29 protein-coding genes are annotated in these 25,651 nt (G+C 39.3%); all 29 read right to left on the bottom strand.

All coding sequences use genetic code 11. From position 1 onward, the window contains the following. Positions 1-10 precede the first annotated feature (10 nt). The 29 genes from NSQ44_RS10645 to fliE are packed head-to-tail and all read right to left on the bottom strand — an operon-like array spanning position 11 to position 25,646. The gene (locus NSQ44_RS10645) at positions 11-781 is read right to left on the bottom strand and encodes a FliA/WhiG family RNA polymerase sigma factor (RefSeq protein ID WP_340857030.1); all 771 of its coding nucleotides are present in this window, start codon (positions 779-781) and stop codon (positions 11-13) included. A 35-nt stretch (positions 782-816) separates the two neighbouring features. Next, a complete protein-coding gene (locus NSQ44_RS10650; protein WP_063386687.1) occupies positions 817-1,314 on the bottom strand; it encodes a chemotaxis protein CheD in 498 nt (165 codons plus the stop codon). A 4-nt stretch (positions 1,315-1,318) separates the two neighbouring features. After that, entirely contained in the window at positions 1,319-1,945 is a 627-nt protein-coding gene (locus NSQ44_RS10655; RefSeq protein WP_066246481.1) for a chemotaxis protein CheC, read from the bottom strand. Further along, positions 1,929-2,402, bottom strand: a complete 474-nt coding sequence (locus NSQ44_RS10660) for a chemotaxis protein CheW (RefSeq protein ID WP_094246032.1) — start codon at positions 2,400-2,402, stop codon at positions 1,929-1,931. The genes NSQ44_RS10655 and NSQ44_RS10660 overlap by 17 nt, the downstream gene beginning before the upstream one ends. A 25-nt stretch (positions 2,403-2,427) precedes the next feature. Continuing rightward, positions 2,428-4,488 carry a chemotaxis protein CheA gene (locus tag NSQ44_RS10665; RefSeq protein ID WP_340857031.1) on the bottom strand — a complete coding sequence of 687 codons (2,061 nt, stop codon included), beginning with the start codon at positions 4,486-4,488 and terminating at the stop codon, positions 2,428-2,430. A 19-nt stretch (positions 4,489-4,507) separates the two neighbouring features. Beyond that, complete coding sequence (locus NSQ44_RS10670) at positions 4,508-5,560, bottom strand: protein-glutamate methylesterase/protein-glutamine glutaminase (RefSeq protein ID WP_340857032.1); 1,053 nt, start codon at positions 5,558-5,560, stop codon at positions 4,508-4,510. A 5-nt stretch (positions 5,561-5,565) separates the two neighbouring features. Next, positions 5,566-6,441 carry a MinD/ParA family protein gene (locus tag NSQ44_RS10675; RefSeq protein ID WP_340857033.1) on the bottom strand — a complete coding sequence of 292 codons (876 nt, stop codon included), beginning with the start codon at positions 6,439-6,441 and terminating at the stop codon, positions 5,566-5,568. 6 nt (positions 6,442-6,447) lie between these two features. Further along, positions 6,448-7,536, bottom strand: a complete 1,089-nt coding sequence (gene flhF / locus NSQ44_RS10680; RefSeq protein WP_340857034.1) for a flagellar biosynthesis protein FlhF — start codon at positions 7,534-7,536, stop codon at positions 6,448-6,450. Continuing rightward, a complete protein-coding gene (flhA, locus tag NSQ44_RS10685; RefSeq protein ID WP_340857035.1) occupies positions 7,536-9,569 on the bottom strand; it encodes a flagellar biosynthesis protein FlhA in 2,034 nt (677 codons plus the stop codon). The genes flhF and flhA overlap by 1 nt, the downstream gene beginning before the upstream one ends. A gap of 23 nt (positions 9,570-9,592) precedes the next feature. Then, entirely contained in the window at positions 9,593-10,675 is a 1,083-nt protein-coding gene (gene flhB / locus NSQ44_RS10690; protein WP_063386679.1) for a flagellar biosynthesis protein FlhB, read from the bottom strand. Next, positions 10,672-11,448, bottom strand: a complete 777-nt coding sequence (gene fliR / locus NSQ44_RS10695; protein WP_066246491.1) for a flagellar biosynthetic protein FliR — start codon at positions 11,446-11,448, stop codon at positions 10,672-10,674. The genes flhB and fliR overlap by 4 nt, the downstream gene beginning before the upstream one ends. A 5-nt stretch (positions 11,449-11,453) precedes the next feature. After that, positions 11,454-11,723 (bottom strand): flagellar biosynthesis protein FliQ, encoded by a 270-nt coding sequence (gene fliQ, locus NSQ44_RS10700; RefSeq protein WP_063386677.1) that lies wholly within the window; start codon positions 11,721-11,723, stop codon positions 11,454-11,456. A 17-nt stretch (positions 11,724-11,740) separates the two neighbouring features. After that, positions 11,741-12,406, bottom strand: a complete 666-nt coding sequence (gene fliP / locus NSQ44_RS10705; RefSeq protein WP_063386676.1) for a flagellar type III secretion system pore protein FliP — start codon at positions 12,404-12,406, stop codon at positions 11,741-11,743. Continuing rightward, positions 12,403-13,044, bottom strand: a complete 642-nt coding sequence (locus NSQ44_RS10710) for a flagellar biosynthetic protein FliO (protein WP_340857037.1) — start codon at positions 13,042-13,044, stop codon at positions 12,403-12,405. The genes fliP and NSQ44_RS10710 overlap by 4 nt, the downstream gene beginning before the upstream one ends. A gap of 12 nt (positions 13,045-13,056) precedes the next feature. Further along, the gene (locus tag NSQ44_RS10715) at positions 13,057-13,419 is read right to left on the bottom strand and encodes a response regulator (protein WP_063386674.1); all 363 of its coding nucleotides are present in this window, start codon (positions 13,417-13,419) and stop codon (positions 13,057-13,059) included. A 21-nt stretch (positions 13,420-13,440) separates the two neighbouring features. Beyond that, entirely contained in the window at positions 13,441-14,520 is a 1,080-nt protein-coding gene (fliY, locus tag NSQ44_RS10720; RefSeq protein ID WP_340857038.1) for a flagellar motor switch phosphatase FliY, read from the bottom strand. Beyond that, positions 14,513-15,511 (bottom strand): flagellar motor switch protein FliM, encoded by a 999-nt coding sequence (gene fliM, locus NSQ44_RS10725; RefSeq protein WP_063386672.1) that lies wholly within the window; start codon positions 15,509-15,511, stop codon positions 14,513-14,515. The genes fliY and fliM overlap by 8 nt, the downstream gene beginning before the upstream one ends. Positions 15,512-15,544: 33 nt before the next feature. Then, entirely contained in the window at positions 15,545-15,973 is a 429-nt protein-coding gene (gene fliL / locus NSQ44_RS10730) for a flagellar basal body-associated protein FliL (protein WP_063386671.1), read from the bottom strand. Further along, positions 15,966-16,184 (bottom strand): flagellar FlbD family protein, encoded by a 219-nt coding sequence (locus NSQ44_RS10735; protein WP_063386670.1) that lies wholly within the window; start codon positions 16,182-16,184, stop codon positions 15,966-15,968. Before NSQ44_RS10735 ends, fliL begins: the two co-directional genes overlap by 8 nt. Before the next feature lie 25 nt (positions 16,185-16,209). Beyond that, positions 16,210-17,739 carry a flagellar hook-basal body complex protein gene (locus NSQ44_RS10740; protein WP_340857040.1) on the bottom strand — a complete coding sequence of 510 codons (1,530 nt, stop codon included), beginning with the start codon at positions 17,737-17,739 and terminating at the stop codon, positions 16,210-16,212. 35 nt (positions 17,740-17,774) lie between these two features. After that, positions 17,775-18,218 (bottom strand): flagellar hook assembly protein FlgD, encoded by a 444-nt coding sequence (gene flgD / locus NSQ44_RS10745; RefSeq protein ID WP_063386668.1) that lies wholly within the window; start codon positions 18,216-18,218, stop codon positions 17,775-17,777. A gap of 9 nt (positions 18,219-18,227) precedes the next feature. Then, complete coding sequence (locus tag NSQ44_RS10750; RefSeq protein ID WP_340857041.1) at positions 18,228-19,499, bottom strand: flagellar hook-length control protein FliK; 1,272 nt, start codon at positions 19,497-19,499, stop codon at positions 18,228-18,230. A 44-nt stretch (positions 19,500-19,543) separates the two neighbouring features. Beyond that, positions 19,544-20,167, bottom strand: coding sequence for a MotE family protein (locus NSQ44_RS10755; protein WP_340857042.1), 624 nt, complete (start codon positions 20,165-20,167; stop codon positions 19,544-19,546). Positions 20,168-20,176: 9 nt separating this feature from the next. After that, positions 20,177-20,620: a flagellar export protein FliJ gene (fliJ, locus tag NSQ44_RS10760; RefSeq protein WP_340857043.1), complete on the bottom strand. Its 444-nt coding sequence runs from the start codon at positions 20,618-20,620 to the stop codon at positions 20,177-20,179. After that, a complete protein-coding gene (gene fliI / locus NSQ44_RS10765; protein WP_063386664.1) occupies positions 20,617-21,933 on the bottom strand; it encodes a flagellar protein export ATPase FliI in 1,317 nt (438 codons plus the stop codon). The genes fliJ and fliI overlap by 4 nt, the downstream gene beginning before the upstream one ends. Before the next feature lie 5 nt (positions 21,934-21,938). Next, on the bottom strand, positions 21,939-22,691 hold the full coding sequence (fliH, locus tag NSQ44_RS10770; protein ID WP_340857045.1) for a flagellar assembly protein FliH: 753 nt from the start codon (positions 22,689-22,691) through the stop codon (positions 21,939-21,941). Then, complete coding sequence (fliG, locus tag NSQ44_RS10775; RefSeq protein WP_063386662.1) at positions 22,684-23,685, bottom strand: flagellar motor switch protein FliG; 1,002 nt, start codon at positions 23,683-23,685, stop codon at positions 22,684-22,686. The genes fliH and fliG overlap by 8 nt, the downstream gene beginning before the upstream one ends. 13 nt (positions 23,686-23,698) lie before the next feature. After that, positions 23,699-25,303, bottom strand: coding sequence for a flagellar basal-body MS-ring/collar protein FliF (gene fliF / locus NSQ44_RS10780; protein WP_340857046.1), 1,605 nt, complete (start codon positions 25,301-25,303; stop codon positions 23,699-23,701). A 46-nt stretch (positions 25,304-25,349) separates the two neighbouring features. After that, positions 25,350-25,646, bottom strand: a complete 297-nt coding sequence (gene fliE, locus NSQ44_RS10785; protein WP_063386660.1) for a flagellar hook-basal body complex protein FliE — start codon at positions 25,644-25,646, stop codon at positions 25,350-25,352. Between the last annotated feature and the right edge of the window lie 5 nt (positions 25,647-25,651).

Genomic DNA, 25,651 nt, shown 5'->3' on the forward strand with positions numbered 1-25,651 from the left:
TGTATTCTTTTTAAGATAAAAGCTTAACGAGCGTTCCTTTTAATTTATATAATGCTTTCGAATGAATTTGCGAAATTCTCGAAGTGGACAAATTCAGCACGTTTCCTATCTCTGTTAATGTCAGCTCTTCTTTATAAAACAAGCTTAATACGAGCTGCTCCTTATCGTTTAATTGTGAGATCAATTTTGTTAAATGCTCAAATAATTCCTCTTTTAACAGATGCTCTTCCGGAGTTAATGTTTTATCATCCTTAAGGACAATGTTCATCTGTTCCCCTTCTTCTTGGTCATGCAATTGTTCATCAATTGACAAGACATTGGCAAAAAAGTTTTCATTGACGACATGAACGACTTCTTCGGGTGTCATACCCAATTCTTCTGCAACTTCATTAGGCGTCACATTGCGATGATATTTTTGCTCCAACCGCTCAATGGTTGCTTCCACTTTTTTTGCTTTTTCCCGAAAACTTCTTGGAAGCCAATCTTCTTTCCTTAGCCCGTCAAGAATGGCTCCGCGTATGCGGAAGGATGCATACGTATCGAATTTTAAATCTCGTGTAGGGTCAAATTTTTCCAGTGCATCATATAATCCCATCAATCCAAAACTTATTAAATCATCTTTATCGACATTTTTTGGAAGACCCACTGAAATACGACTGACATGATAGCGGACAAGCGGCATATATTTTTTGACGAGCATGTTGCCCGCATCTTGATCACGGTGACGAAACCACTTGTCCCAGTACACCCTTTCATCATTCAGTGTCATCGATTGGACCATTGCCTTTTTCCTCCTTCTAAAATGTCAATCTCCGGCTATATTTGCTTCACTCCAAGATTGACGGTGCGAATCGTCAAAATGAATGAATTCGTATCAAATTCAATGGTTCTTCCATTTTTACCGCCAACATCTTCGCTAACGATAGGGATATTACTGCTCAACAAATGCTGTTTGACCGCTTCAACATTTCTCGGACCTATGCGCATGATTTTGGAAGATGGCCGATGCGGAAACATTTCAGCTCCTCCAGCTATTTTCGCTTTAAAAAACATGATGTTTCCTCCATAGTTTTTTAAAAGACGAATTAATTCTGTTACAGCCGTATCCGCATATTTTGCACAATTTAAAGGCTCCTTGTTTGAAAGCGAAGAATCAGGCAGCATTATATGAGCAAGTCCTGCCAATTTATTTACATCATCATAGATGACGAGTCCGACGCAAGATCCTAATCCAGTTGTTCGAATTTTCCACGGAGCTTTCACAACATTCATTTCCGAAATACCGACTTTTACAACATTTTCAAAATGCCCCATTTCACTAAACCTCTAATATGTCAAAAATTTTTTTATATGACTGTGAGTCGGGCAGAAAGAAAATATGCCCTCTTATTAATTCGGAATCTTGATGCCCTTCTTCTTTTATAACAGCATCGATGACAAGTGCTTCATCACTTTCAAGCGAAAGCTCGATCAGAGCATGACTGATAATCGCGCCGAACATATCACATTGGATGGCAGGAACGGACGGATTAACCATCAAATTGGTCATGTTCGATAAAACAGATAAATAGGATCCAATCAGGATGTTGCCGAGCTCCTGCAAAACAGAGCATTCCATTTCTTTCATAGTTGAAGCATCCTGAAGAACATAATCATTCATTAATGCTTTTGCATATTTTTTAGCCTGCGGGATCGGCAAAATGAAAAACATCGATCCAGTTATATCCTCTTGAATGCGGATGTATACAGCCGTAACCTCTGTTTCCGCACCGCCTGCTAAATCCATCACATCGTTAAAAGAGGCGACATAAACGTTCGGAACTTTCATTTCAATTTTTTTATTAAGAAGCTGGGACAGACTCGTTGCGGCATTTCCCGCTCCGATATTGGCAATTTCCTTTAATATATCGATCCTTTTGTTTGATAAATCAAACAACTTGCTCATGCTGTACTACCCTCTGATTTTCTTTGCTCAGCACTTTTTCAAGGTCAAGGAGCATAATCAGCCGTTTATCCAATTTTGTAATTCCTTTTATAAACTCGGTTTCTACTTGTTCGATGACGCTTGGAGCAGGTTCAATACTGTCTTCAGATATATCGACGACATCATTGGCAGAATCAACAATCAATCCAACTTCCATTTCATTTTGAACAGCTATAATCACTCTCGTCTGATCCGTTATTTCTTTTTCCGGCATATTCAATCTTTTTCTTAAATCTATGATCGGAGTGACTACACCGCGCAAATTGATGACTCCTTTTATATAGTCAGCTGTTTTCGGAACGCGGGTGATATGGTCAACTTTTTCAATCGATTTCACATTTTGTACAAAAACCCCGTATTCTTTGTCTTGCAGCTGAAAAACTATGACCTTCTGTTCATTAAATACACTATTTGCCATTCTCATCTTCCCCTTCCATCAAGCATTACTGGATTAATGCATTACAATCAACGATCAATGCAACTTGACCGTCTCCTAAAATTGTGGCACCTGAGATGGCGAATACATTTGTCAAATATTGTCCTAACGATTTCAAAACAATCTCTTGCTGACCGATGAAGGAATCGACAACTAGACCAGCCATTTTATCTCCTTTTTTGACAACGACGATTGAAACATAATCTTGGTCATCCTCGGCGTCCACTTCAAAAATTTCTTTTAAAAACACTAGAGGTACAATTTTTCCGCGATAATCAATCACCTTGTTTTGATGTGTCTGTAAAATATCTTCTTTTTTAATAACAAGGGATTCAATGATAGACGAAATCGGAATACCGTATTTTTCATTTCCAACTTCAATGAGCATGGCGGAAATAATCGTTAATGTCAGCGGGAGCTGGATCGAGAATAAAGATCCTTTTCCTTCTTCCGACTCGATGGTGATGCTTCCTCCGAGCGATTCGATTGTATTTTTCACTACATCAAGCCCTACACCCCGCCCAGAGACATCTGAAATTTTTTCAGCCGTTGAAAAGCCTGATGCGAAAATGAGTTCATGAATTTGTTTTTCCGTTAATGTTTCGCTTGCCTCTTTTGTAACGATTCCCCGCTCAATAGCTTTTTGCAATACCTTTTTCTGATTGATTCCTGCACCGTCGTCTTCGATTTCGATAAAGACATGATTTCCGCTGTGATATGCGCTGAGCCGCAGTGTTCCTTCTTCTTTTTTGCCATATTTCAGGCGGGTTTCAGGCGTTTCAATCCCATGGTCGATCGCATTTCGGATTAGATGCACTAGCGGATCGCCAATTTCATCAATGACGGTCCGATCCAATTCGGTTTCAGCTCCAGTGACAACTAAATTGATTTTTTTATTTAAATCGCGGGCGAGATTTCTCACCATTCTCGGGAAGCGGTTAAAAACGGTTTCGATTGGGATCATGCGCATATTTAAAATAATGTTTTGCAAATCAGCTGAAACTCTGGACATTTTCTCAACCGTTTCTTTCAGCTCCGAGTGATTTAATTCTTTTGATATTTGCTCTAAACGCCCTTTGTCGATGACTAATTCTTCAAACAAGTTCATTAAAATATCGAGGCGCTCAATGTTGACGCGGATCGTCTTTTGCTGGTTTTTCTTCTGTTTTTGGCTAGTGTCTTTCGAGCTGTCCTTCTGCTGACGGCTTTGCTTGCTGGAAACAGTAGTTTGTTTGCTAGCAGCAGTTTGTTGGCTGGCATTAGATTGTATGCTTGAAACAGACTGCTGTACTCTTTCAGTACTTGGCTTTTCTACATTCACTTTTTCAACTAGTACTTCTTCAACCTCTGAAATTTTCAACAGGCTGTTCCGGACAAAGTCCTTATCTTCCTTCGTAATGTAGGCAACCGAAAAATTGTTGTCAAACTTTTCTTCTTCGAGTAAATCAACAGAAGGCGATGATTTGACCACTTCCCCGTGCTTCTCAAGCAATTCAAAAACCATAAATGCTCTCGCTGCTTTTAAGATGCAGTCTTCTCGAAGCCGAATGTTGATTTCGTATACTTGAAATCCTTGTTCAATTGATTGAAGAATGACCGTCCTGTCATATTCATCAAGTTTCAGTTTTTTCACATCCTGCACTTGTTCTCTTGATGTTTCATTTTCAGCTGTCTCATCTTCAATTGGTTCTCCGCTTTCAATCGCTTGCAGTTTTTTCACAATGGCCGAAACATCTTTTTTGCCGTCTCCTCCATCCGCAATCGATAAAACAATTTCCTCCAAATTCTCCAATGCTTCAAAAAGGACATCCATAATTTCAGGCGTTACTTCTAATTTTTGATTGCGAATGGCGTCAAACACATTTTCTATTTTATGGGTTAAATCGGCTAAATCTTCAAACCCCATCGTTGCGCCCATTCCTTTTAATGTATGGGCGGAGCGAAAAATTTCGTTCACAATTCCTAAATCATCCGGATTTTGTTCAAGCTCCAAAAGCTTTTCGTTGCACGACTGCAAATGTTCTTTACTTTCTTCAATAAAAATGTCCAAATATTGATTCATTTCCATGGCAGCACACCCCTTGGATTTAGATCAGCTTTTGAATTAAATACGGAATTTCCATTAAATCTTCCACGTAATCAACCACATTCGCTTGGATGGCGGATTTTGGCATCCCAAATATAATGGAGGTTTTTTCGGACTGTGCGATCCCTGTCGCATCTGTCCTTTCTTTTAATGCTTTCAATCCTTTTGTCCCGTCAGAACCCATTCCCGTTAAAATACAAGCAATCGTGTGATAATATTTTAAATTCGATAAAGATTCAAACAGTACATCGACAGAAGGTCTGTGCCCTCTCTTTTTTTCCGATTGATCCAGTTCAATGAATAAATTCCCTTGTTTTTCCATTACTTTCATATGGCTGCCTCCAGGCGCTATGTATGCTACCCCATTTCTGACGATTTCTTGATGCTCGCCTTCCTTTACTTCAATGTTTGACATTTCATTTAATCGTTCAGCCAACGATTTTGTAAATCCTGGCGGCATATGCTGTACGATGAAAATCGGCGAATTCAGGTTTTTCGGGAAGCATGGAACGATTTTTTGAAGGGTGCTCGGTCCTCCGGTAGAAGTTCCAATGGCAATTAAAGATTTTTTTCGCTGTCGATGGCTCTTTTCTTTCATCATCTCCTTTCGAGGAAATGTGTCGATCTCTTTTTTTAACATCTGAACTTTTTCTTTTGCCCGTTTTGCTGCTAGAACTTTTGCAATTAATTCTTCTTTCACTTTAAATATGTCAAGAGATATAGAGCCGGAAGGTTTCGGGATAAAATCAAACGCCCCGAAAGCTAAAGATTTTATCGTGTTTTCGGCTCCTTCTTTCGTCGAACTTGAAAGCATAATGACTGGCCTTGGAAACTTGTCCATGATAATCTGCAAAGTATCAAGCCCGTTTAAAACCGGCATTTCAATATCTAACGTCACAACATCAGGATCAAGCTCTGCGATCTTTTCAATTCCTTCTTTTCCATTTTTAGCTGTGCCAATCACATCAATGGAAGGACTCTCTAAAAGCAAATCGGAAATCAACTTTCTCATAAATGCCGAATCATCAATAACCAAAACCTTTACACGACTCAAAAACATCACCTACTTGAAAACAAAGATCTAAGAGAATGAATAAATCCTTTTCTTTTTATTTTACCATTTAAGTACATCTCTGTTATATTTTCTAGTGCTTTCGATATAGGAGCATTCGGAAAACGCAAAATAAACGGAATTTGTTCCATGACTGATTTCTGCACATGATCATCCTCCGGCAAACTGCCGAGCAAATCAATTGTTTTATGTAAAAAACGCTCTGCAGTGGTTCTAATTTTTTCCCATGTTTCTTTCGCTTCAATGTTTTTCTTGCATCGATTGACAACTACTTTCATCACCTTTTCTTGATCGAACTGGTGAATGAGCTTTATCGCACTGTAGGCGTCCATAATCGATGTCGGTTCAGGCGTCGTAATGACGATAATTTCGTCCACTGCAAGCAAAAATTTCAAGCTGTCTTTCGAAATTCCTGCCCCCATATCAAATAAGATGGTGTCGTATTTCTCTATTATTCTTTCAAGCTCGTAAAGAAAAAATTGAAACTCTGCTTCATCGATTGTGACAATATTGGAAAGGCTCATTCCTCCTGACAAATACTGCAAATTTAAAGGACCTTTTTTGATAATTTGTTCAATTCCAATGCGGTTTTTCAGCAAATCGACAATTGATCTTTCTTGATACTGCTGTCCAAGCAAAAGATCGATGTTTGCCATCCCAATATCGCAATCTACCAGCAGCACACGGTCGTTTCGTTTTTTGATCAAGTTTAAAGCGAAATTTAAAACGAAATTCGATTTGCCGACTCCCCCTTTTCCGCTAATCACAGCCACTGTTTTTGCATGACGGTTAGGCGGAGAGTCTTTTATCACCGCATATTTGTTTTGTTGAACAATCTTTCTGAGTTGTTCTGCTTGATCCATATCCTGCTACCCCATTAAATATTGAATAAAAGTTTCATGATCCAGCTTATGAATGTCGTCTGGAACATCTTGACCGTCAGTCATATATCCGGCACCAATCTTTGTTTTGTAGACGATGTTATACATAGCTCCATAAGAGGAGGTTTCGTCATGTTTAGTAAAAATAAATTGATGAATCGGCAAATGAGAAAATTGGTTATAAACTTTTTCCATATCTTCAAATTTTGAAGTTAGAGAAAATACTAAAAATGTTTCCATTTCATCCTGAAAGTCAATGGTTTCGCTTAAATCTTGCACATATTGCTGTTCAAGGAAGTTCCGGCCCGCCGTGTCAATAAAAACGATGTCGCAGTCATTCAGCTTCTTTTTCCCTTCCAGAAAATCAAATGAGTTATAACAAACTTCAAGCGGGGCATTTAAAATTTCGGCATATGTTTTTAATTGATCGATCGCAGCAATTCGATAAGTGTCCGTCGTAAGAAATCCGATTTTTTTCTTGTAATTTATTTTGCAGATTGCGGCAAGCTTTGCCAATGTCGTCGTTTTTCCAACACCGGTTGGTCCTACAACATTCACAAATTTTTTTGAAAAAGTAATGCCGTGAAAAGGAATGTCCGAAATCCTCTTTTTTAACTCTTTCTTCAATTGAAATTCCAGCTGTTCGTTTGTCAGCTTTTTTTGATGGATCAAATACGTTTCCAGTATAGATGCGATCACATCCTGTTTAATCGGCTGCAGCAAACCTAACGAATCAATTTTTTGTTCGATCTCTTTTAGGTCAGGATGAATAACAGTACTGTTTACGGACATGGATTGAACGAGATCCTTCAGTTTTTTTATTTCATTCAGTACAGGAGACATCTCTAATTGTTGGCCCGTTTGATGTTCTATTTTTTCTTTTTGGGACCCGCTGATCTTTTCATCTTCTTCGTCAATGCCCGCCACCACTTCAATCATTTTTTTCTTAAACATTCCTAGAAATCCACCAGTATAGACGACTTTCGAATTGAGGATGACAGCATTTTGACCGAGTTGGCTGCGAATCGTCTTCATCGCCTCTTGCATAGTATGGGCTTTGAATTTTTTAATCTTCATTAAATATTCACCACTCCGACACTTTGTACTTCAATGTTTGATTCAAGTTCGTTGTATGACAATACGGGTACATCAGGCAAATATCGCTCGATCAGCTGCCGTGCATACATTCTAACAGAAGGCGAGCAGAGCAAGATTGGCGTTTGCTCTTCCATTGCCAGCTGTTCCACATTTTTTGCAATGGCTTCGACAATCCTTTGTGATACATGCGGCTCCAATGACAAAAAGGTTCCTCGTTCCGTTTGCTGCACGCCATCGGCAATGGCTTTTTCTACTTGAGCGGAGAGAGTAATGACTTTCAATGTCTCCCCTTCTTTTGCATACTGGCTTGTAATTTGTTTTGCCAGCGACTGTCTTACATATTCAGCTAAAATTTCCGGATCTGTTGTAAATTTGGCATAGTCAGCTAATGTTTCAAAAATAACCGGCAAATTTCGAATAGAAATTTTTTCTTTAAGCAGTTTCGCCAAAACTTTTTGAATATCTCCTATAGAAAGTGGATTCGGCGTAACTTCTTCCACTAATATCGGGTATGTTTCTTTTAAATGATCGACAAGCTGTTTTGTTTCGTGTCGTCCAAGCAATTCATGAGCATGCCTCCGGATCGTTTCCGTAATGTGAGTAGAAACAACGCTAGGAGGATCGACGACCGTATATCCTGCCAATTCAGCTTGTTCTTTTAAATGTTCACTGATCCATTTTGCAGGAAGTCCAAACGAAGGCTCAATTGTGTCAATCCCTTCAATCGAATCATTATCCATTCCTGGCGCCATCGCCAAATAATGATCGAGCATAATTTCACCTTTCGCCGCTTCGTTTCCTTTAATTTTTAATCTGTATTCATTCGGCTTTAATTGGATATTATCCCGTATTCGGACGACAGGAATGACAAGACCCAATTCTACGGCAAGCTGCCTTCTGATCATTACGATCCGATCCAACAGGTCTCCCCCTTGTCCGCTATCAGCAAGAGGAATTAAACCATATCCGAATTCAAATTCAATTGGATCCATCGATAAAAGATTCATCACTTGCTCCGGACTTTTCGCTTCGTTCATTTCCACTTCTTCTTCAACAATCTCTTCGTCTTTTTCAATTTGTTTCTTCGTACGATTCATCGCAAATGCTAAGAAAGCAAACATGAGAGCAATCGGAGTTGTTACGATCGGACCAATCGGAGTAACAATACCTAAAATAAAGATGATTCCTGCGGTAACATACAGCAGCTTTGGAAATGCTAAAAGCTGGTTCGTAATGTCTTGTCCTAAATTCCCGTCAGAAGCAGCTCTCGTGACAACAATCCCTGTTGCCGTTGAGATTAATAAAGCTGGAATTTGGCTGACTAATCCATCTCCAACTGTAAGAAGCGTGAATTTTGAAACAGCTTCTTGAAAAGAAAGCCCTTGCTGGATCATGCCGATGATAATTCCGAAAATAATATTGATCAGCACAATTATGACACCAGCAATCGCATCTCCTTTTACAAATTTGCTTGCTCCGTCCATTGCGCCATAAAAATCTGCTTCTCTTGCAATCGTTTCTCTCCGTTTTTTTGCCTCGTCTTCCGAGATGATTCCCGCATTCAAGTCTGCATCAATACTCATCTGCTTACCGGGCATGGCATCAAGCGTAAAGCGGGCTGCCACTTCTGCTACCCGTTCAGATCCTTTTGTAATGACAACAAATTGAATAATAACTAAAATGATAAATACGACAAAACCAACAAGGATATTTCCACCGACAACAAAAGTTCCAAACGTTTCCACGACTGTTCCCGCTTCTCCATTAGCTAAAATCGAACGCGTTGTGGAAACGTTTAAGCCGAGTCGATATAACGTTAACAAAAGCAAAAGAGAAGGAAAGATTGAAAATTGTAAAGGCTTTTCAATGTTCATGGATGTAAGGAGGACGAGCAAGGCAAGAGATATATTAATGATAATCAATATGCTCAGCAGCCATGAAGGCAGCGGGATGATAAGCATGGTAACAATTAAAATGGCAACTACTATAACCGATAAATCTCTTGCTGACATGATACTTCCTCCTAGCAAAATTGTTACACTTTTTGTTTTTGACGATAAACATAAGCTAAAATTTCAGCCACAGCCTTAAAAAATTGTTCAGGAATCATCTCGCCAATTTCCACTTGGTCATACAAGGAACGAGCGAGCTGCCTGTTTTCGACTGTTATGATTTCATGGGCTTTGGCAATTTGCTTGATCTTTTGCGCGACAAAATCTGTACCTTTTGCAACTACGACAGGTGCATCGTGTTCCTTTTCATCATACTTTAAGGCAACTGCATAATGAGTAGGGTTCGTAATGACGACATCAGCTTTCGGAATTTCCTGCATCATTCTTCTCATCGCCATTTCCCTTTGTTTCTGTTTAATTCTCGATCTAATTAACGGGTCGCCTTCCATTTTTTTGTACTCATCTTTTACTTCCTGCTTAGACATGCGAATGTTTTTTTCGAAATCCCATCTTTGATACAAGTAATCTAGCAATGCGATGAACAAAAGCGCACCTGAAGCATATAGTCCTATCTGCACCGCCAGCTTTGAAATTGAAGCAAAAGCTCGTTCAAGCGGCATTTGCGGAAGCCGCAAAATCTCCTGCCAATTGAAATAAATATACGCAAAGGTTACCCCGCCGATAAAGAAAACTTTTAAGATCGATTTCAAAAGCTCGACAATTGCCCGAATGGAATATATGCGTTTAAATCCTTCAATCGGATTCAGTTTATTTAATTTCATTTTCAACGGTTCAGTTGTAAAAAGAAATCCAACTTGAATATAATTACTGAAAACCCCAGCAACGAAGGCTGCTATCATGAATGGAGCGGTAATTTGAGCGCCTTCCAATACATATTTATTAAAGATTGAATGCACATTTTCTTCTGTGATATCCGTCAACAAATAATCTTCAAAAGTAGAATGGAACATGTTTAAAATATTATCAATCACCGTTTTCCCGAAAAACAGCAATGACAGAAAAACTAAAAACATGGTGATGGCTGTGTTCAAATCGGGACTCTTGGCAACCTGCCCTTTTTTCCTGACATCCTGCCGCTTTCTCGGAGTCGCTTTTTCCGTTTTTTCTCCGGCAAAATATTGCAAATCTAACGGTAAATAATTCATGCGCCATCACCTAATAAATTCATTAAGGTTCTCATCACATCGAACATGTATTGGAAAAGCCCCTGAATCAGCATAAATATAATGCCTAAAACGAGCACCATCATCAGAAAGCTGACGCCAATTTTAATGGCAAACCCAATGACAAATACATTCATTTGCGGAACTGTCCGGGCAACAATCCCTAGAGCAAGGTCAACTAAAAAGAGCGAAGCGACTATCGGAAGCGCCATTTGAAATGCTACGAGAAACATTTTGCTGAACGCCTTCAAAACTTGTTCGGCAACAGCTCCATCAGAAATCGGAATAAAATATTGATCCGGAGGGATTACTTGAAAACTGTATACAATCCCGTTAATCAGCATATGGTGCCCGTTTAGGCTCAGCATGAGCAATAGGGCAAAAGAATAAAGAAATTGTCCAATTAACGGCGTTTGAACTCCTGTCTGTGGATCAATAATATTCGCGATGATAAACCCCATTTGAAAATCGATTAAGCTTCCTGCAATGTGGACAGCTGACATGATGATATATGCGATCAGACCAATGAATAGTCCGATTAAAACTTCTTTTATTATCAGCGGGTAGAAATTCGCATCTAAGTCAACCTTTCCCTCATCGATCGTCATGACGATGATAAGGGAAAGGAAAAAAGACATGCCAATTTTAAACCGCATCGGAATATTCCGATATGAAAATAATGGAAGCGTTGCAATAAAAGCTGTTATTCTTGTAAACACAAGCAAAAAAAGCGGATAATACTCCAGCATCATCATTCAACTCATCCAACAAATTGATTGAGATTGCTGAAAATATTATGTGTATACGACAAAATGACAGATAGCATCCATGGGCCAAAAATAATCAATCCGACCAAAACAGCCACAATTTTTGGTATGAACGCCAATGTCTGTTCCTGTATTTGTGTCGTTGCTTGAAAGATGCTGACAATTAAGCCGACAACAAGCGATATTAAAAGAAGTGGCCCACTGATCATTAAAGTTGTATAAACCGCTTTTTCTGCTATGGAAAGGATCATTTCGGTACTCATTGGCTCACCTACTTATTTTAAAAACTTTGCAGCAATGATTTGACAACTAAGTACCAGCCGTCCACGAGCACAAACAGCAATATTTTAAAAGGCAATGATATCATGACAGGAGGAAGCATCATCATTCCCATTGACATGAGGACACTTGATACAACCATGTCAATGATTAAAAAAGGAATAAAGATCATAAAACCTATTTGAAACGCTGTTTTTAATTCGCTGATGGCAAATGCAGGCACTAAAGCCACGAGCGGAATATCGTCAATCGTCTCAGGATTTTCAATATTGGCGTAATTTAAAAACAAAGCTAAATCTTTTTGTCTCGTATGTTTGCTCATAAATTCCTTTATCGGCTTTTCCGCCTGTTCATACGCTTCCTCAATGGTTATTTCATTGTTGAACAAAGGATTCAAAGCTTTTTCATGTATTTCTTGAAAAGTCGGTCCCATTATAAAAAAGGTTAAAAAAAGTGCAAGGCCGATGAGCACTTGGTTGGGCGGCATTTGCTGGGTAGCAAGCGAAGTTCGCACAAACGATAACACGATGACGATGCGCGTAAAGCAAGTCATTAAAATCAATATCCCTGGTGCAATTGACAAAACGGTGAGCAGAAGCAAAAGCTTCACAGTCGTCGCAACATTTTCCGGATCATTTTGATTAAAATAGCTAAAAAACTCACTCATTTTTTTGATCCTTTCTGCCGAAGACGCTGCATCTGTTCACGTCTTTCTTTTAATAGTGATTCCAGCTCTTTTTTGAAGGAAGTCTTCTCGCTACCCTTTTGTTTATGATTATTTAGAATGAAGCGCATCATATTTTGTTCAAAAGCATTGTTGCCGGGCTCTTTCTGCATGTCGATAATTTTCTTATATTCCTCTTCATCATTAATTTCTTGTAATAGTTCAATCGTATCCCCGACGCCAACGATTAGAATGCGATTCCCCACTTTCACCAGCTGGATGGACTTGTTTTGTCCTAAGGAAATGCCGCCGAGATTTTGTAAGTATTTAGTTTCTTGCGGAAGCTTTATTTTTTTGTTTAAAAATTTTAATAAAAAGATTAAGAGACCTAAAACAAAAATAAGTGTAAAAATCATTTTCAAAACATCGAAAACTGATAAGGAGGTGCTGTTGCCACCATCTTCAACCAATTCGTTCGTCGCTTTCTCTTCTTTTTTTTCATCCTGTTGATCGGATGTCTGCTGTTTTAAATATTCCTCAACGGTGGGATTTTTCGCTGTTGCATGCACGAAATCGGCGTTTGTTGGAACATAAAAAAACAACAGCGATAAACAGCACAAATATGTAATACATCGTTTCAATGCAAATGCTCCTTATCCCAATGTCTTTTGAATAGCTTCCAGTACACGATCGGCCTGAAAAGGTTTCACAATAAAATCTTTGGCACCAGCTTGAATAGCATCGATTACCATTGCCTGCTGTCCCATCGCTGAACACATGACAACTTTTGCATTTGGATTGATTTTGCGGATTTCCTTTAAAGCAGTGATGCCATCCATTTCAGGCATTGTAATATCCATCGTGACTAAATCAGGCTGCAATTCTTTAAATTTTTCGACTGCCTGCGCACCATCTGCAGCCTCTCCTACTACTTCATATCCATTTTTTGTCAATATATCTTTGATCATCATTCTCATAAATGCTGCATCATCAACGACTAAAATCCTTTTTGACATTTTACTCCTCACTCCTATCAACTATTTTAGATTCATGATCCGATCTGCTTGACTCATGATATCCGTTACGCGAACACCGAAATTTTCGTCGATGACAACTACTTCACCTTTTGCTACCTTTTTGCTGTTTATGAATATGTCGACTGGCTCCCCGGCCAGCTTATCAAGCTCGATAATGGATCCTTTAGACAATTCCAAAATTTGTTTGATGGATCTTTTTGTTCTTCCAAGCTCAACCGTTACATTTAAAGGAATGTCGAGCAGCAGCTCCAAATTGTGCGTGTCTACAGATTGATTCGTTTGTTCATCAAATGTCGCAAATTCAACAGGTTTAACTTCCACAGGCTGAGCTTTTTCCTTCTCGCTTTTTTCTATATGCAGCTGTTGATTTTCTCGCACTTCTTCAGGTTCTGTTTGCACGTTATTTGATGCCTCTTTGCCCGCTTTATTCATTAATTCAACAACGAGCTGTTTAGCAAAATCAAGGGGTAAGAGCTGCATAATATTCGAATCAATTAAATTGCCGACAGTTAATCGGAAGGATACCTTCACAAGCAGTTCGTCATCAGGAATAGCATCGGTTCCTTCCCCTTCTTTAACATTCAATAATTCGAGGCGAGGCGGTGAAATATCTATTTTTTTATTTAAAACGGTTGACATTGATGTGGAAGCAGATCCCATCATTTGATTCATCGCTTCCTGGACAGCACTTAATTGAATTTCCCCCAATTCGTCCGGGTTGGAACCATCCCCGCCAATCATTAAATCAGCAATGACAGCAGCATCGCTTTGTTTAATTACAAGCAAATTGCTGCCGGACAGCCCTTCTGTAAAAACTACTTCTATTGCTACGTATGGATGTGGAAACTCCTTTGCCAGTTCTTGCTTATTAATAATCGACACGCTCGGAGTAGTGATTTCTACTTTTTGATTAAGCAAGGATGATAAAGCTGTAGCAGAACTGCCAAAAGAAATATTTCCTATCTCCCCAATCGTATCTTTTTCAATTTCATTCAATAGATTGTCAGTTTCAGTTGATTCTTGATTTCCCCCTTTTAATAGAGAATCGATCTCCTCTTGTGACAACATGTTATCAGTCATCAGCTTCGTCACCTCTCTCTATGTGGCCTAATATTTGAACGGCCAGCTTCTTGTTCTTTTTGCCAGGCTGTCCAAAAAATTTAGGGACGTCACCTACTTTAATCACCAACGGGTCGCTGGTCGATTGATCAAGACGGATCATATCCCCCACTCGCATTTCAAGAAACTCTTGAACTGTCACAACGGATGTCCCTAATTCCGCAACCACCGGAACTTCTGCAAGCTTTATCCGGTTTTTGATTACTTCCGTTTCCACTGAGTTTTGGGCTTTCCTTTCCGATTGCATCCAATAATGGACGGAAAGCTTTGGAATAATTGGTTCCAACACAACATGGGGAATACAAAGGTTTATCATTCCGCTCGCTTCTCCCACTTGTGTATTAAGGGAAATAACAACAACTGTGTCATTTGGAGATACCATTTGCAAAAATTGCGGATTTACCTCAAATTCCTGCATGCAAGGCTCAATGTCCAAAATGGTACTCCAAGCTTCACGGTAATGCTCCAAAGTTTTTTCGAAAATGGATGCAATAATTTTCATTTCAATTTCTGTTAATTGTTCAATCTTATTCATGGAAGCCCCGAAACCGCCCATTAACCGATCCATCATTGCGTACGCAATATTTGGGTTCACTTCCATAATAATTCTTCCATCAAGTGTCCCAAGTTCAAAAACATTTAAAACTGTCATTTTCGGAATGGAACGGACAAACTCTTCATAGGGCAGCTGGTCTACAGACGTGACGGTTATTTGGACATATGTCCGCAATTGCGCAGCAAAATACGTCGTTAAAAGCCTTGCGAAATTTTCATGCACTCTAGTAATGCTGCGAATTTGATCTTTTGAAAAACGAAGAGCACGTTTAAAATCGTAAACTTTTATTTTCTTTGCTTCTTCTTCTTTCTTTAATTCATCAACATTCATTTCACCGGTCGTTAATGCAGATAATAGCGCATCAATTTCACTTTGCGATAAAATTTCATTTGACATAATGAGAACATCACCTCCTTATCCCTTATTTGTCTATTGAAGGATAAAGGAAGTCGTGTACACTTGTTTCACTTCTCCTTCTTGTAAAAGCGCATCGACCTTCTTTTTAATCGTATCTTTAAAGCGGTCCATTCCAGCTTGCCCTTCCAAATCTTTTGCTTCCATATTTGCCAGTTCGGTTATAATAATATCTTTTATTTGAAATTCTCTCTTTTCTAATTCTTCTCTCGCTTTTTTGTCAGATGCTTCAATTTTGAAAGAAAGTCTTACAATATTTTTACTCTTTAAGTTTGTCGTAATTTCAGGAACATCAAATGACGATTCCACCACCTCGTCGATGGAACGGTTTTTCGCTTCTACCGGATCCTTCGTAAAAAATTCCATGACGACAAACGTAGTCAGTGCAGCAATTCCAACGGTTGAAATAATGATTAATAATGCAGTTATAAATTTTTTACTCATTTTCTTGTCCCCCGAAATAGAAAGCTTTCCCAAAACCAAATTGTTTATATAGCTCATTGATTTTTGTTACTACTTCCGTCTGTGAATCTTTTACTATATATTTTTTGCCGGATATTAACGTAATAGTCGTATCAGGAAACGATTCAATCCGTTCGATTAACAACACATTCAGATAAAAAGCTTCGCCATTCAGTTTTGTTAATTTAATCACGTTTCAAGCTCCCCCGTTCTTCCTATTAACGTTTTAAGCCAAGGAGCTCCTGCAAAATTTCGTCAGAAGTTGTGATGATTTTCGTATTTGATTGAAAACCTCTTTGTGCCACAATCATTTCCGTAAATTCTTCCGCCAAGTCCACATTGGACATTTCTAGTGAACTATTAATCAATGAGCCTGCTCCATCCTCTCCTGGAACGGAAAGTTCGTTAAGCTGCAGCCCATTGCCATTTTGGTCGATGAAACCAGAGTTAGGTGTTTCTCTAAAAAGATTGCTCCCAATTTTTTCTAATCCTTCTGGGTTTGGAAAGTTCGCAAGCCGGATTTGTCCAGCGACTTTTAACTGACCGTTTCGATCAATAAACGTAACCTTTCCATCAGACCCGATGCTAAAGCTTTTAGCGGAAAGCGGAATTTGGATGAGACCGGCTTCTCCGCTCAACGAATCCGTCCATTGCGCCTCTTTTAAACTTTCGGCAAGATTTTCATATTTGATAACAGCTTGTTCGATATTGTTTAGTGAAACTTTGTAGCTTTCAATCGTTCCGATCAATTTTGACATTTGATCTAGAGTAGCTGTATCAACGCTTGATTCCAATTCAACGTCAGCTTGCGGATCGTTTGGATAATCATTTCCAACTTCAAGCTGTCCAATTGCATTTGTAATGGTAGTTAAAATATCAGTATAAGGTGGTGTATCATTGAACACATCTATCGAGTCATTTAATAGATTGATCGCTGTATCAAATTGATCGCTGATATTGTTAAATCCGGACGCATTCGTCACCGAATTATTGAACTCATCCCATACTTCCCCGAGTGCATTATAAGCATTTTGCATCGCTGTATACCAAGAAGATGGATTTTCTTTCCCATTTTTCTCCCATAACTCGACTGATTCGTTGTAAGCCTCATAGGCTTCCATCAGCGCATTGGCTTTTTTGCCGATATCGTTCAAAGATTCATACATATTTTTATAAGGAGTATTAAAAGATGTAATTTGCTGCAGCGCAGCGTTTGCTTTATCAATCCCAGCCTGTGTCGGCGGGGTTTTTTCGCCTGTTTCGCCGATCAAATAATACCCTTCACCTGTCACAATATAGCCATTGGCATCCAAGTAAAAGTTCCCAGCGCGGGTATAGGCAAGGTTTACGGCATTATTGATGGATCCAAGAATTTTGTTGTCCCCGTATTGACCGGCATAATCAATATTCACTCTTGATAAATCGGTGATCGTCCCAACAGGAAAGAATCCGTCTCCAGATATGGCCACATCTAAAACTCTTCCAGTCGATTGAGTTGGTCCAGATGTATGAACAGTGTCGATTGTTCCGATTGCCGCACCCAATCCTACCTGTGCAGGATTTATACCTCCTCGTCCATTTACAGCGGCGCTTGCGCCTGAAATTTGCTGGTTGACTAATTCTTTAAAAGTGACACGTCCTTTTTTGAAGCCGTACGTGTTGACATTCGCGATATTGTTGCCAATGACATCCAATTTTAATTGGAAATTTTTCATTCCGCTAATACCTGAATACATGGAACGCAACATATGAACCTCTCCCTTTCTTTAAAATGTTAATATTATTATCCTTCCTGATCAGATGAATCGTTTTCTCCAGCTTCGGATACTTTCGTAATACTTGAGCTTTCCACTTCATCGCCGTTGGCAAGCGCAATGATGACTGTATCTCCATTCATCCGCACGCTTTTGACAATGCTCTGCTTTTGCTCACCTTCTTTTGAGTATTCTACCGATTTGCCGATGAGCTGCGAATATTTGATGAGTGCATCCGATTTTAAAAAGGCTTCAAGCGATTTATTCATGTTTGTTATTTGTTCCAATGTTGAGAAATTCGCCATTTGAGCAATAAACTCTTTATCTTCCATTGGATTTAGCGGATCCTGATATTGCAATTGGGTAATCAATAACTTCAAAAAATCATCTTTTCCAAGAGTTGACTTAGCTTCCCTTGCTTTGTTTTCTGTATAGGTCGATAACAAATAGCTGTCGATGGAAATTCCGCTCATAAGAACCTCCTATATAATGGCATTTACATACTCTTTTAATTTTTCCATAAAAGTTTGGTCGTTCTGCTGTTCATTTTGATGCTTTTCTTGATCTTCCCCGTTATGTTGCTGCGAATTGCCACGTCCTCTTTTTTCTTGAAAGAAATAATGCTCTTCGTCAAAAATATCAAAGCGGTCAATTTGCAATGTTACATTCGGCAGCGAATGCTTTAACTGCTGAATACTATGCTCTAACAATTCTTTCGCTGATTGAGTCGATGTCTTAATTTTGGCGCTCATTTGGTCGCCATCTTTTATTAATTGAATGGTAATGGTCCCTAAATGCTCCGGAGTGAGCCGTATCGTCAATTTTTGTGCGCCATTGGGAAGCTGGCCAAATCGACTTGTTTTTATTACGTCTTTTAACTTTTGAAAAAATTCCTCTTGGACGTCTATACTCAGTTCAGAATCAATTTGCGAAGCCGGATTTTCTGAGCCGAATTTGTTTATGTATGATGTAAGAGTCAACTCAAACGTATCCTTCGTTTGGCTCGTTAGGAAATTTCCAACACTTTTTTGTTCAGCACGGCTCTCTTGTTGAACAAACTCCATTAGAGGATGCGTTCTTGCCAATATTTCCTCACGCTGCACAAATGGTTTCTTATTCGTGTCCATTTGTTGTATAAAATGAAGCGGCTCTGATGTTTCTAGATCATTAGGCAATATGTCAGCTATGGTAGCACTATGATTCTCATATTGTCCAATCCGAACAGCTGTTAAAATATTTTGAAGCATCGTGCTGCCTAGATCGCCATACTTTCTAGTAATGGTTTCAAAAACTTCGAGCATTCGAATAAACTCGTTCGGCTCATTTCGTTGTAAATAAGCTGAAATAGCAGTGATTTGCTGAAAAAGTACAGTTTTTTCCGGACTTTCCTCCGTATGATCAACATTCAGTTCCATATTGCTCGCAAATGTCAATTCCAACTTTTCAGAGGAAGGTTGGCTGACAGAAGATAAACTGCTGTCTTTTCTCTCCTGTTTGTCTTGAGCGTCTGTTTCCTGATCGTGCAAAATGTCAAGAGAGAGCCAATTTTTGATCGCATTTTTCAACTCTTCTAAGATAGTTGTTTCGATTTCAAATTTTTGCGGTTCATTTCCTTTCACCTGATCGGCTGGCTTCATGTTCACAAGCTGATCAAAAAACGTTTGAAAAGTTGACTCTTCCTTTTTTTCTTCTCCGTTTGTTGATGGTATGTTTCGCGTGTTCAATTGGAAAAACTGCAATTTAATGGCATCCATTTGTTCACCTCCTGTAATATGATCAGAATGTTCATGTAAGTTATTTATTGAGCAGCTGCCTCTTCAGTTGCTGATGGTACAGATTCGGCTGCTGGTTGTTCAGATTGAGCTGCTGCTTGCTCGGATAACAGCTTCGTATATTTGGCAGCGTCTTGGGGAGTCATTTTTTCTAAAATTCTAGCAAGCACGGCTTTTTTTAAAGATGATAGTATGCTGATTGCTTCATCATCAGAAAGCTCTGTAATGATGGCAGCTGCTTTTTTACTTGACATTTCTCCATATACTTTCGCAATATCAACGGCTTGTTGTTGATTTTTTTGCGGATTGGTTTGAGCTGCGTTTTCCAATGAGTTGATTTGTTGTGTCAGCTCTTGTATTTCTTCATCCTTGCTTTTCAGCTGTTCTTGCAACTGATTGATTGTGCTTTCCTGCTCTTCAATCTTTTGCTTGAGCTCTTCTTGCTCTTTTTCCAGCTGCTCGTTCAGCCTTTCAAGATTTTCTTGCTTCTGACCTCCTTGCGCTAAGTCCGAAATAATCGGAATATTTTGGACCGGCAGAATGCCGAGAAAAAACATGACGATTACGGCGACAAGCCCAAGACTTAAAAGTGATAAAAATATGGTCAAAAAAGTTTTTAAACCGCCTCGTTTCTTTTCTTTTTTCGCCATCATTTCCACCTAATTTCTATGAAACGAATATGTAATGATTGATATTTCATCCATCATTTTTCCTTCTTCTCGTTTCCTTATCTCCATAAATTTCTTGTAATCTTTTTCTTTTATTTTTTCATATTGCTTTACTTCTATATGTTTTTGCATCAAAATCGACTGTTTTTCATTCATCGCATTACGAGAATAAATGACAAGCTGCTGGTAATGCTCAATTGTTTTTTCCAAATTTTGAACAAACTGTTGATACTGCTTAATTTCTTGAACGGACATCCCTTTGTTCAATTTTTCTTCCTGAAGCTTTACGAACTCCTCTTTTTGCTTTAAAAATGTATACAGCTTTGTTGCAACTTTTTTAAAATTTTCAACGGAATCTTCATATTCTTTTGATGATTTTCGTTTCTCATTTTCCTTTACATCCAATATTTTTTGGTAGCGGAAATGATATGTCATGTCTTGTCACCTTCTTCAAGTAGCGAAATTAATTGCTGTACACTTTCCTCAAATGTTATTTTTTCATTCATATGCTGCTGAAGAAATCCGTTTATTTTCGGATAATAATCCATTGCTTGATCCATTTCTTTTGAAGAGCCTCTTTTATATGCGCCGATCTTAATTAAATCTTCTGACTCGGTATATGTAGAGTACAATGCTTTTAGTTTGTTCGCAGCTTCCAGATGCGCCGGTTCGACAATATGGTTCATAAGGCGGCTGACGCTTTTTAAAATATTAATTGCAGGAAAATGTCCTCTATTCGCCAACTCACGATCGAGCACAATGTGCCCGTCCAAAATTCCTCTCACAGTATCCGCTATCGGTTCGTTCATATCATCGCCATCAACTAAGACAGTATAAATGGCTGTGATCGAACCCTTTTCATTATTTCCTGTTCTTTCTAAAAGTCGAGGAAGCATGGCGAACACTGAAGGGGTGTATCCTTTTGTCGTCGGCGGTTCCCCAACAGCCAGTCCAATTTCCCTTTGCGCAATCGCTACTCTCGTGACTGAATCCATCATAAACATGACATTATATCCTTTATCTCGAAAATATTCTGCAATCGCCGTTGCAGAATAGGCAGCTTTAATTCTCATTAAAGCCGGCTGATCGGAGGTTGCCGCCACAATAATCGTCCGCTTTAGCCCTTCTTCCCCTAAATCTCTCTCAATAAATTCTCGAACTTCTCTTCCCCTTTCACCTATTAAGGCAATCACATTTATATCTGCTCCTGAGCTTCTTGCGATCATTCCGAGCAAAGTACTTTTTCCAACGCCGCTTCCTGCAAAAATACCTACCCGCTGACCTTTCCCAATCGTTAAAAAACCGTCAATTGCTTTCACACCCACTTCAATTTTTTTAGTGATCGGCGGCCGGGTTAACGGGTTCGGCGGCTCATTTTCAGACAGAATAGTCGTTAAACCTTTTGGAAGATTGGATCCGTCCATTGGATGACCAAATGCATCTAATACCTTTCCGATCAGGCTGATTCCCGATTTTATTTTCAGGGGCGAGCCTGTTGCTTCTACGACACAGCCAGGTGCAATTTGGTTGACCTTTGTAAACGGCATTAATAGAATATTTTCTTCTTTGAATCCGACAACTTCTGCCAGCGTTTTTTCATTTTTCCCTACATGTACATAGCAAACATCACCGATGGAGCATTCAGGTCCGCGTGATTCAATCATGAGTCCGACTACTTTTTTCACTTTTCCATATCTCTTATAAGAGTCCAGCCGATCTATATGGTCGATCAATTGAGCTAGTTTCAATCGCTTCAATCCTCCCTGACAAGATTTAACAGCTTGCTTTTTAATTGCTCCAGCTGTGTATCAATGCTCGCATCAATTTTTCCAAATGGCGATTCTACACAAATTCCGTTTTCGGGCAAATTTACATCCGGAAAAATATAGAGCTCCGTTTTGGTTGTAAATAGTTCCATTAATTCTTCTTTTTGTTCAAGCATAAATTCATATTTGTCAGGGTGAACGTATATTTTGACTTCTGGATATTCCTTTACTTCACAAATCACTTCGTGAACCAATCCAGTAAACAGTTCAGGCTCTCGCTTTAGGTTGGCTGCAATAATTTTTTCCGCTACTTTTACAGCAATTTCAATAATGGTTTCCTCGGAAGCTTCTATTTTTTTCTCATAATCTTTTTTGGAAAGCTGGACTACCTGTCTGGCAGATTCAATCACATTTTCATACTCTTGAAGCCCATCTTTTTTCCCTTTTTCAAAACCGGCTTGATACCCTTCTTTTCTTGCTTCTTCTATTAGGCGCGCTTTTTCTTTTTGCCAAGCTTCCCTTTCTTTTTCGATCTCCTTAAGCAATCGCGTTTTTTCTTCTTCAGCTTTTTCTAAAATTTTCTCTGCTTCCAAATGGGCTGCCTCAAGGAACTGTGAGCGCTGTGTGTTCTCTTCTTGATCGGAAGGGGCGAACTCATCCTGAATTTGGATCGTTCTGATCGTCAATTTGTGCGGCTTGTGCAATGACCAAGCATGGCCGGATTTTATGACTCTAGACAATGATTTCATCTCCTTGTCCTCGAGCGATCACAATTTCGCCAGCATCCTCTAATCTTCTTATCACTTCAACAATTCTTGATTGCGCTTCTTCTACATCACGAAGCCGAACAGGACCCATGTAATTCATTTCCTCCTTGAATGTTTCCGCCATTCTAGTTGACATATTTTTAAAGACAATTTCTTTCACTTCATCCGACGCAACCTTTAACGCCAGCATGAGATCATTATTATCCACTTCGCGAATGACGCGCTGAATGGCGCGGTTATCCAAGGTAACAATATCTTCAAATACAAACATCCGCTTTTTGATTTCTTCGGCCAGTTCGGGGTCCTGCACTTCTAGTGCTTCCAGTATCGTTCGTTCTGTCGAGCGGTCGACACCGTTTAACACTTCCACTACTGTTTCGATTCCACCCGTTTCTGTGAAATCTTCCGTTACAGTAGAAGAAAGTTTCTTTTCTAAAACTTGTTCAACTTCATTAATTACTTCAGGGGATGTGCGGTCCATAATGGCGATTCTTCTTGCAATATCCGCTTGAACTTCCTGAGGTAAGCTCGATAAAATTTGTCCCGACTGCTTGGCATCTAGATAGGACAAAACTAAAGCGATCGTTTGCGGATGCTCGTTTTGTATAAAGTTTAAAATTTGAGCCGGATCTGCTTTTCTAACAAAATCAAACGGCCGTACTTGAAGAGAAGATGTCAGCCTTCTGATTATTTCACTTGCCTTTTCCCCTCCTAATGCTTTCTCAAGCACCTCTTTCGCATATTGGATCCCCCCTTGGGCAATATAATCTTGCGCAAGGGCGATTTGATGAAACTCTTCGATCACTTCTTCTTTTTTTTGCGAATCCACTTTCCGTACACTCGATATTTCTAATGTAAGCTTTTCAATTTCTTCTTCCGTGAGGTGTTTATAAACGGAAGCAGAAGCTTCCGGACCTAAGGAGATCAATAAAATAGCAGCCTTTTGCCTACCGTTTAACTTTTTCATATGTCATTTCCCCCTAGTCTTCATAGAGCCAAGTGCGCAATAGTTTAGCGAATTCGTCAGGCTTCTCTTTGGCAAGCTCCTCAAGCTTCCTACGCTGCTCATTTGCTTTCGTTTGCTCGACAGATTTTTCTTCTTGCACAGGCTGCGGCACCACTTCTTCTATTTCGTCAAATTCATCATCTTCATACTCATCTTCTTCGTCTCTCCGTCGTTTCCACCACCATAGGAATAACAACCCAAGAAGCAGAATAGCTGCTCCAATTAACACATAGCCCCAAATTGGGAATGATGATGGCTCCTTTAAATCATCCGCATTTATTTTGCCTGAAAACGGCTGAACAGAAACTACGATTTTATCCTCAATGTCTTGATCCGTTAACGGCTCGGCCTCCGGATCTTCATTGATGCTTGTCCGAACAATTGTTGATAAAATTTGTTCAATATCATCTACACTCTGCTGCGGCAACGAATTTGGATTTTCCGGATTCGGGGGCTCCACCATGACTTGAATGCCCAGATCTCTAATTTTATATGGACTTTCAACAATCTCCCGTTTGATCCGGTTTACCTCATAATTAATTCGGTCTTCAATTTTTTCATATTCTCCTTCTCCGTTTGCACCGGCAGCCTGTTGATATGTATTCGGGACATCTGTTTGACCTGTTCCAGCAACGCCGGCAGCTTGCGCCCCAGTACCTGTGTATGTTTCCGTAATCCGTTCTGCACTGATGGCAATTCCTTCATTGTTCTCCTCATCAACTGGCTCGACTAAGTTTTCTTCCCGCTTTTCCTGGGTAAAATCAATATCAGCTGATACGTTGACAACCACTTTGTCTTGGCCCATCATCGTACCCAGCATTCTTTGCACTTGCCGTTGAATATTTTTTTCAATTTCCGATTTGATTTCAAGCTGGGAAGCAAAATTAGTGCCAGGTGTATCCTCTTGTTTCAAATCATAATAATCAAAATTTTGGTCCATTATTACTATGTTTTCAACAGGTAAATTCGGCACGCTCTTGGAAACAAGGTGATAGAGTGCGTTCACTTGCGATTGATCAAGCTTGTAACCCGGCTCCAAATTTAAAACAATGGAAGCTGATGCTTCTCCTGCGTCCTCGCCGACGAATACCGTTTCTTTAGGTAAATTGACCATCACTTTAGCGTTTTTTACGCCTTTGATTTCTTTAATTAAATTGGCCAGTTCTGTTTGTGTAGCTTTTAATTTTAATACATCAAATTCATTATCTGTCATGCCAAAACCGATATTTTGTCCAAAATACGAATAATCGATATTTCCGCTTTCAGGAATGCCTTCAGCAGCAAGCTCAACTTTCAGTGCATTTGCTTCGCTTTCCGGCACTTTAATAGTTGTTCCGTTATCGGCTATTTCCGATTGAATCCCTTTGTTATCGAGGGTTTCTTTAATTCGGCCAGCTTCTTCCAATGATAAATTCGTATATAGCGGTATCATTTTCGATTTTGACAAAACTATTGACGAAACGATAATGGCAATGATGATGAGCGATGCACCTCCGATGATGAGGGCTTTTTGCCATTTTGTCCTTTGCCTCCAAAATGACAAAATTGTATCCTTTATTTGCAGTAGTTTTTGATTCATTCTTTCTGATCCCCCGATAATGACATTCCATTTCTAAATAGACTAATTATATTTGCATTCTCATCACTTCTTGATAAGCTTCAATGACTTTATTCCTGAATTCAACAGTTGCTTCAAGTAAAATGCTCGCTTTTTGTGCTGCGATCATGACATCATGAAGCTCTACATTTTGTCCTGCTGCAAGAGCATTTGTCAGCCGATCGGAATTTAATTGAGCTTCATTGACAGCTTCCAGCGATTTTTTTAACATATCTGAAAAGGATGATTTCCCAGAATTTTCCGTACTTTGCGCTCGGTTTTCGAGCTGGATCGATTGAGTCGGAAAAGAAATTTGCTCAATCATTTACA

Origin of the sequence: Aeribacillus sp. FSL M8-0254 (genome assembly GCF_038008845.1) — a bacterium.
GTDB lineage: Bacteria > Bacillota > Bacilli > Bacillales > Aeribacillaceae > Aeribacillus > Aeribacillus composti.

Excerpts from the sequence above, each read along its gene's own strand:
- NSQ44_RS10645 (WP_340857030.1), bottom strand. The coding sequence starts at position 781 with ATGGTCCAATCGATGACACTGAATGATGAAAGGGTGTACTGGGACAAG.
- NSQ44_RS10650 (WP_063386687.1), bottom strand. The coding sequence starts at position 1,314 with ATGGGGCATTTTGAAAATGTTGTAAAAGTCGGTATTTCGGAAATGAAT.
- NSQ44_RS10655 (WP_066246481.1), bottom strand. The coding sequence starts at position 1,945 with ATGAGCAAGTTGTTTGATTTATCAAACAAAAGGATCGATATATTAAAG.
- NSQ44_RS10660 (WP_094246032.1), bottom strand. The coding sequence starts at position 2,402 with ATGGCAAATAGTGTATTTAATGAACAGAAGGTCATAGTTTTTCAGCTG.
- NSQ44_RS10665 (WP_340857031.1), bottom strand. The coding sequence starts at position 4,488 with ATGGAAATGAATCAATATTTGGACATTTTTATTGAAGAAAGTAAAGAA.
- NSQ44_RS10675 (WP_340857033.1), bottom strand. The coding sequence starts at position 6,441 with ATGGATCAAGCAGAACAACTCAGAAAGATTGTTCAACAAAACAAATAT.
- flhF (WP_340857034.1), bottom strand. The coding sequence starts at position 7,536 with ATGAAGATTAAAAAATTCAAAGCCCATACTATGCAAGAGGCGATGAAG.
- flhA (WP_340857035.1), bottom strand. The coding sequence starts at position 9,569 with ATGTCAGCAAGAGATTTATCGGTTATAGTAGTTGCCATTTTAATTGTT.
- flhB (WP_063386679.1), bottom strand. The coding sequence starts at position 10,675 with ATGAATTATTTACCGTTAGATTTGCAATATTTTGCCGGAGAAAAAACG.
- fliR (WP_066246491.1), bottom strand. The coding sequence starts at position 11,448 with ATGATGATGCTGGAGTATTATCCGCTTTTTTTGCTTGTGTTTACAAGA.
- fliQ (WP_063386677.1), bottom strand. The coding sequence starts at position 11,723 with ATGAGTACCGAAATGATCCTTTCCATAGCAGAAAAAGCGGTTTATACA.
- fliP (WP_063386676.1), bottom strand. The coding sequence starts at position 12,406 with ATGAGTGAGTTTTTTAGCTATTTTAATCAAAATGATCCGGAAAATGTT.
- NSQ44_RS10715 (WP_063386674.1), bottom strand. The coding sequence starts at position 13,419 with ATGTCAAAAAGGATTTTAGTCGTTGATGATGCAGCATTTATGAGAATG.
- fliY (WP_340857038.1), bottom strand. The coding sequence starts at position 14,520 with ATGACTGATAACATGTTGTCACAAGAGGAGATCGATTCTCTATTAAAA.
- fliM (WP_063386672.1), bottom strand. The coding sequence starts at position 15,511 with ATGTCAAATGAAATTTTATCGCAAAGTGAAATTGATGCGCTATTATCT.
- fliL (WP_063386671.1), bottom strand. The coding sequence starts at position 15,973 with ATGAGTAAAAAATTTATAACTGCATTATTAATCATTATTTCAACCGTT.
- NSQ44_RS10740 (WP_340857040.1), bottom strand. The coding sequence starts at position 17,739 with ATGTTGCGTTCCATGTATTCAGGTATTAGCGGAATGAAAAATTTCCAA.
- flgD (WP_063386668.1), bottom strand. The coding sequence starts at position 18,218 with ATGAGCGGAATTTCCATCGACAGCTATTTGTTATCGACCTATACAGAA.
- NSQ44_RS10750 (WP_340857041.1), bottom strand. The coding sequence starts at position 19,499 with ATGGATGCCATTAAATTGCAGTTTTTCCAATTGAACACGCGAAACATA.
- NSQ44_RS10755 (WP_340857042.1), bottom strand. The coding sequence starts at position 20,167 with ATGGCGAAAAAAGAAAAGAAACGAGGCGGTTTAAAAACTTTTTTGACC.
- fliJ (WP_340857043.1), bottom strand. The coding sequence starts at position 20,620 with ATGACATATCATTTCCGCTACCAAAAAATATTGGATGTAAAGGAAAAT.
- fliG (WP_063386662.1), bottom strand. The coding sequence starts at position 23,685 with ATGAAAAAGTTAAACGGTAGGCAAAAGGCTGCTATTTTATTGATCTCC.
- fliF (WP_340857046.1), bottom strand. The coding sequence starts at position 25,303 with ATGAATCAAAAACTACTGCAAATAAAGGATACAATTTTGTCATTTTGG.
- fliE (WP_063386660.1), bottom strand. The coding sequence starts at position 25,646 with ATGATTGAGCAAATTTCTTTTCCGACTCAATCGATCCAGCTCGAAAAC.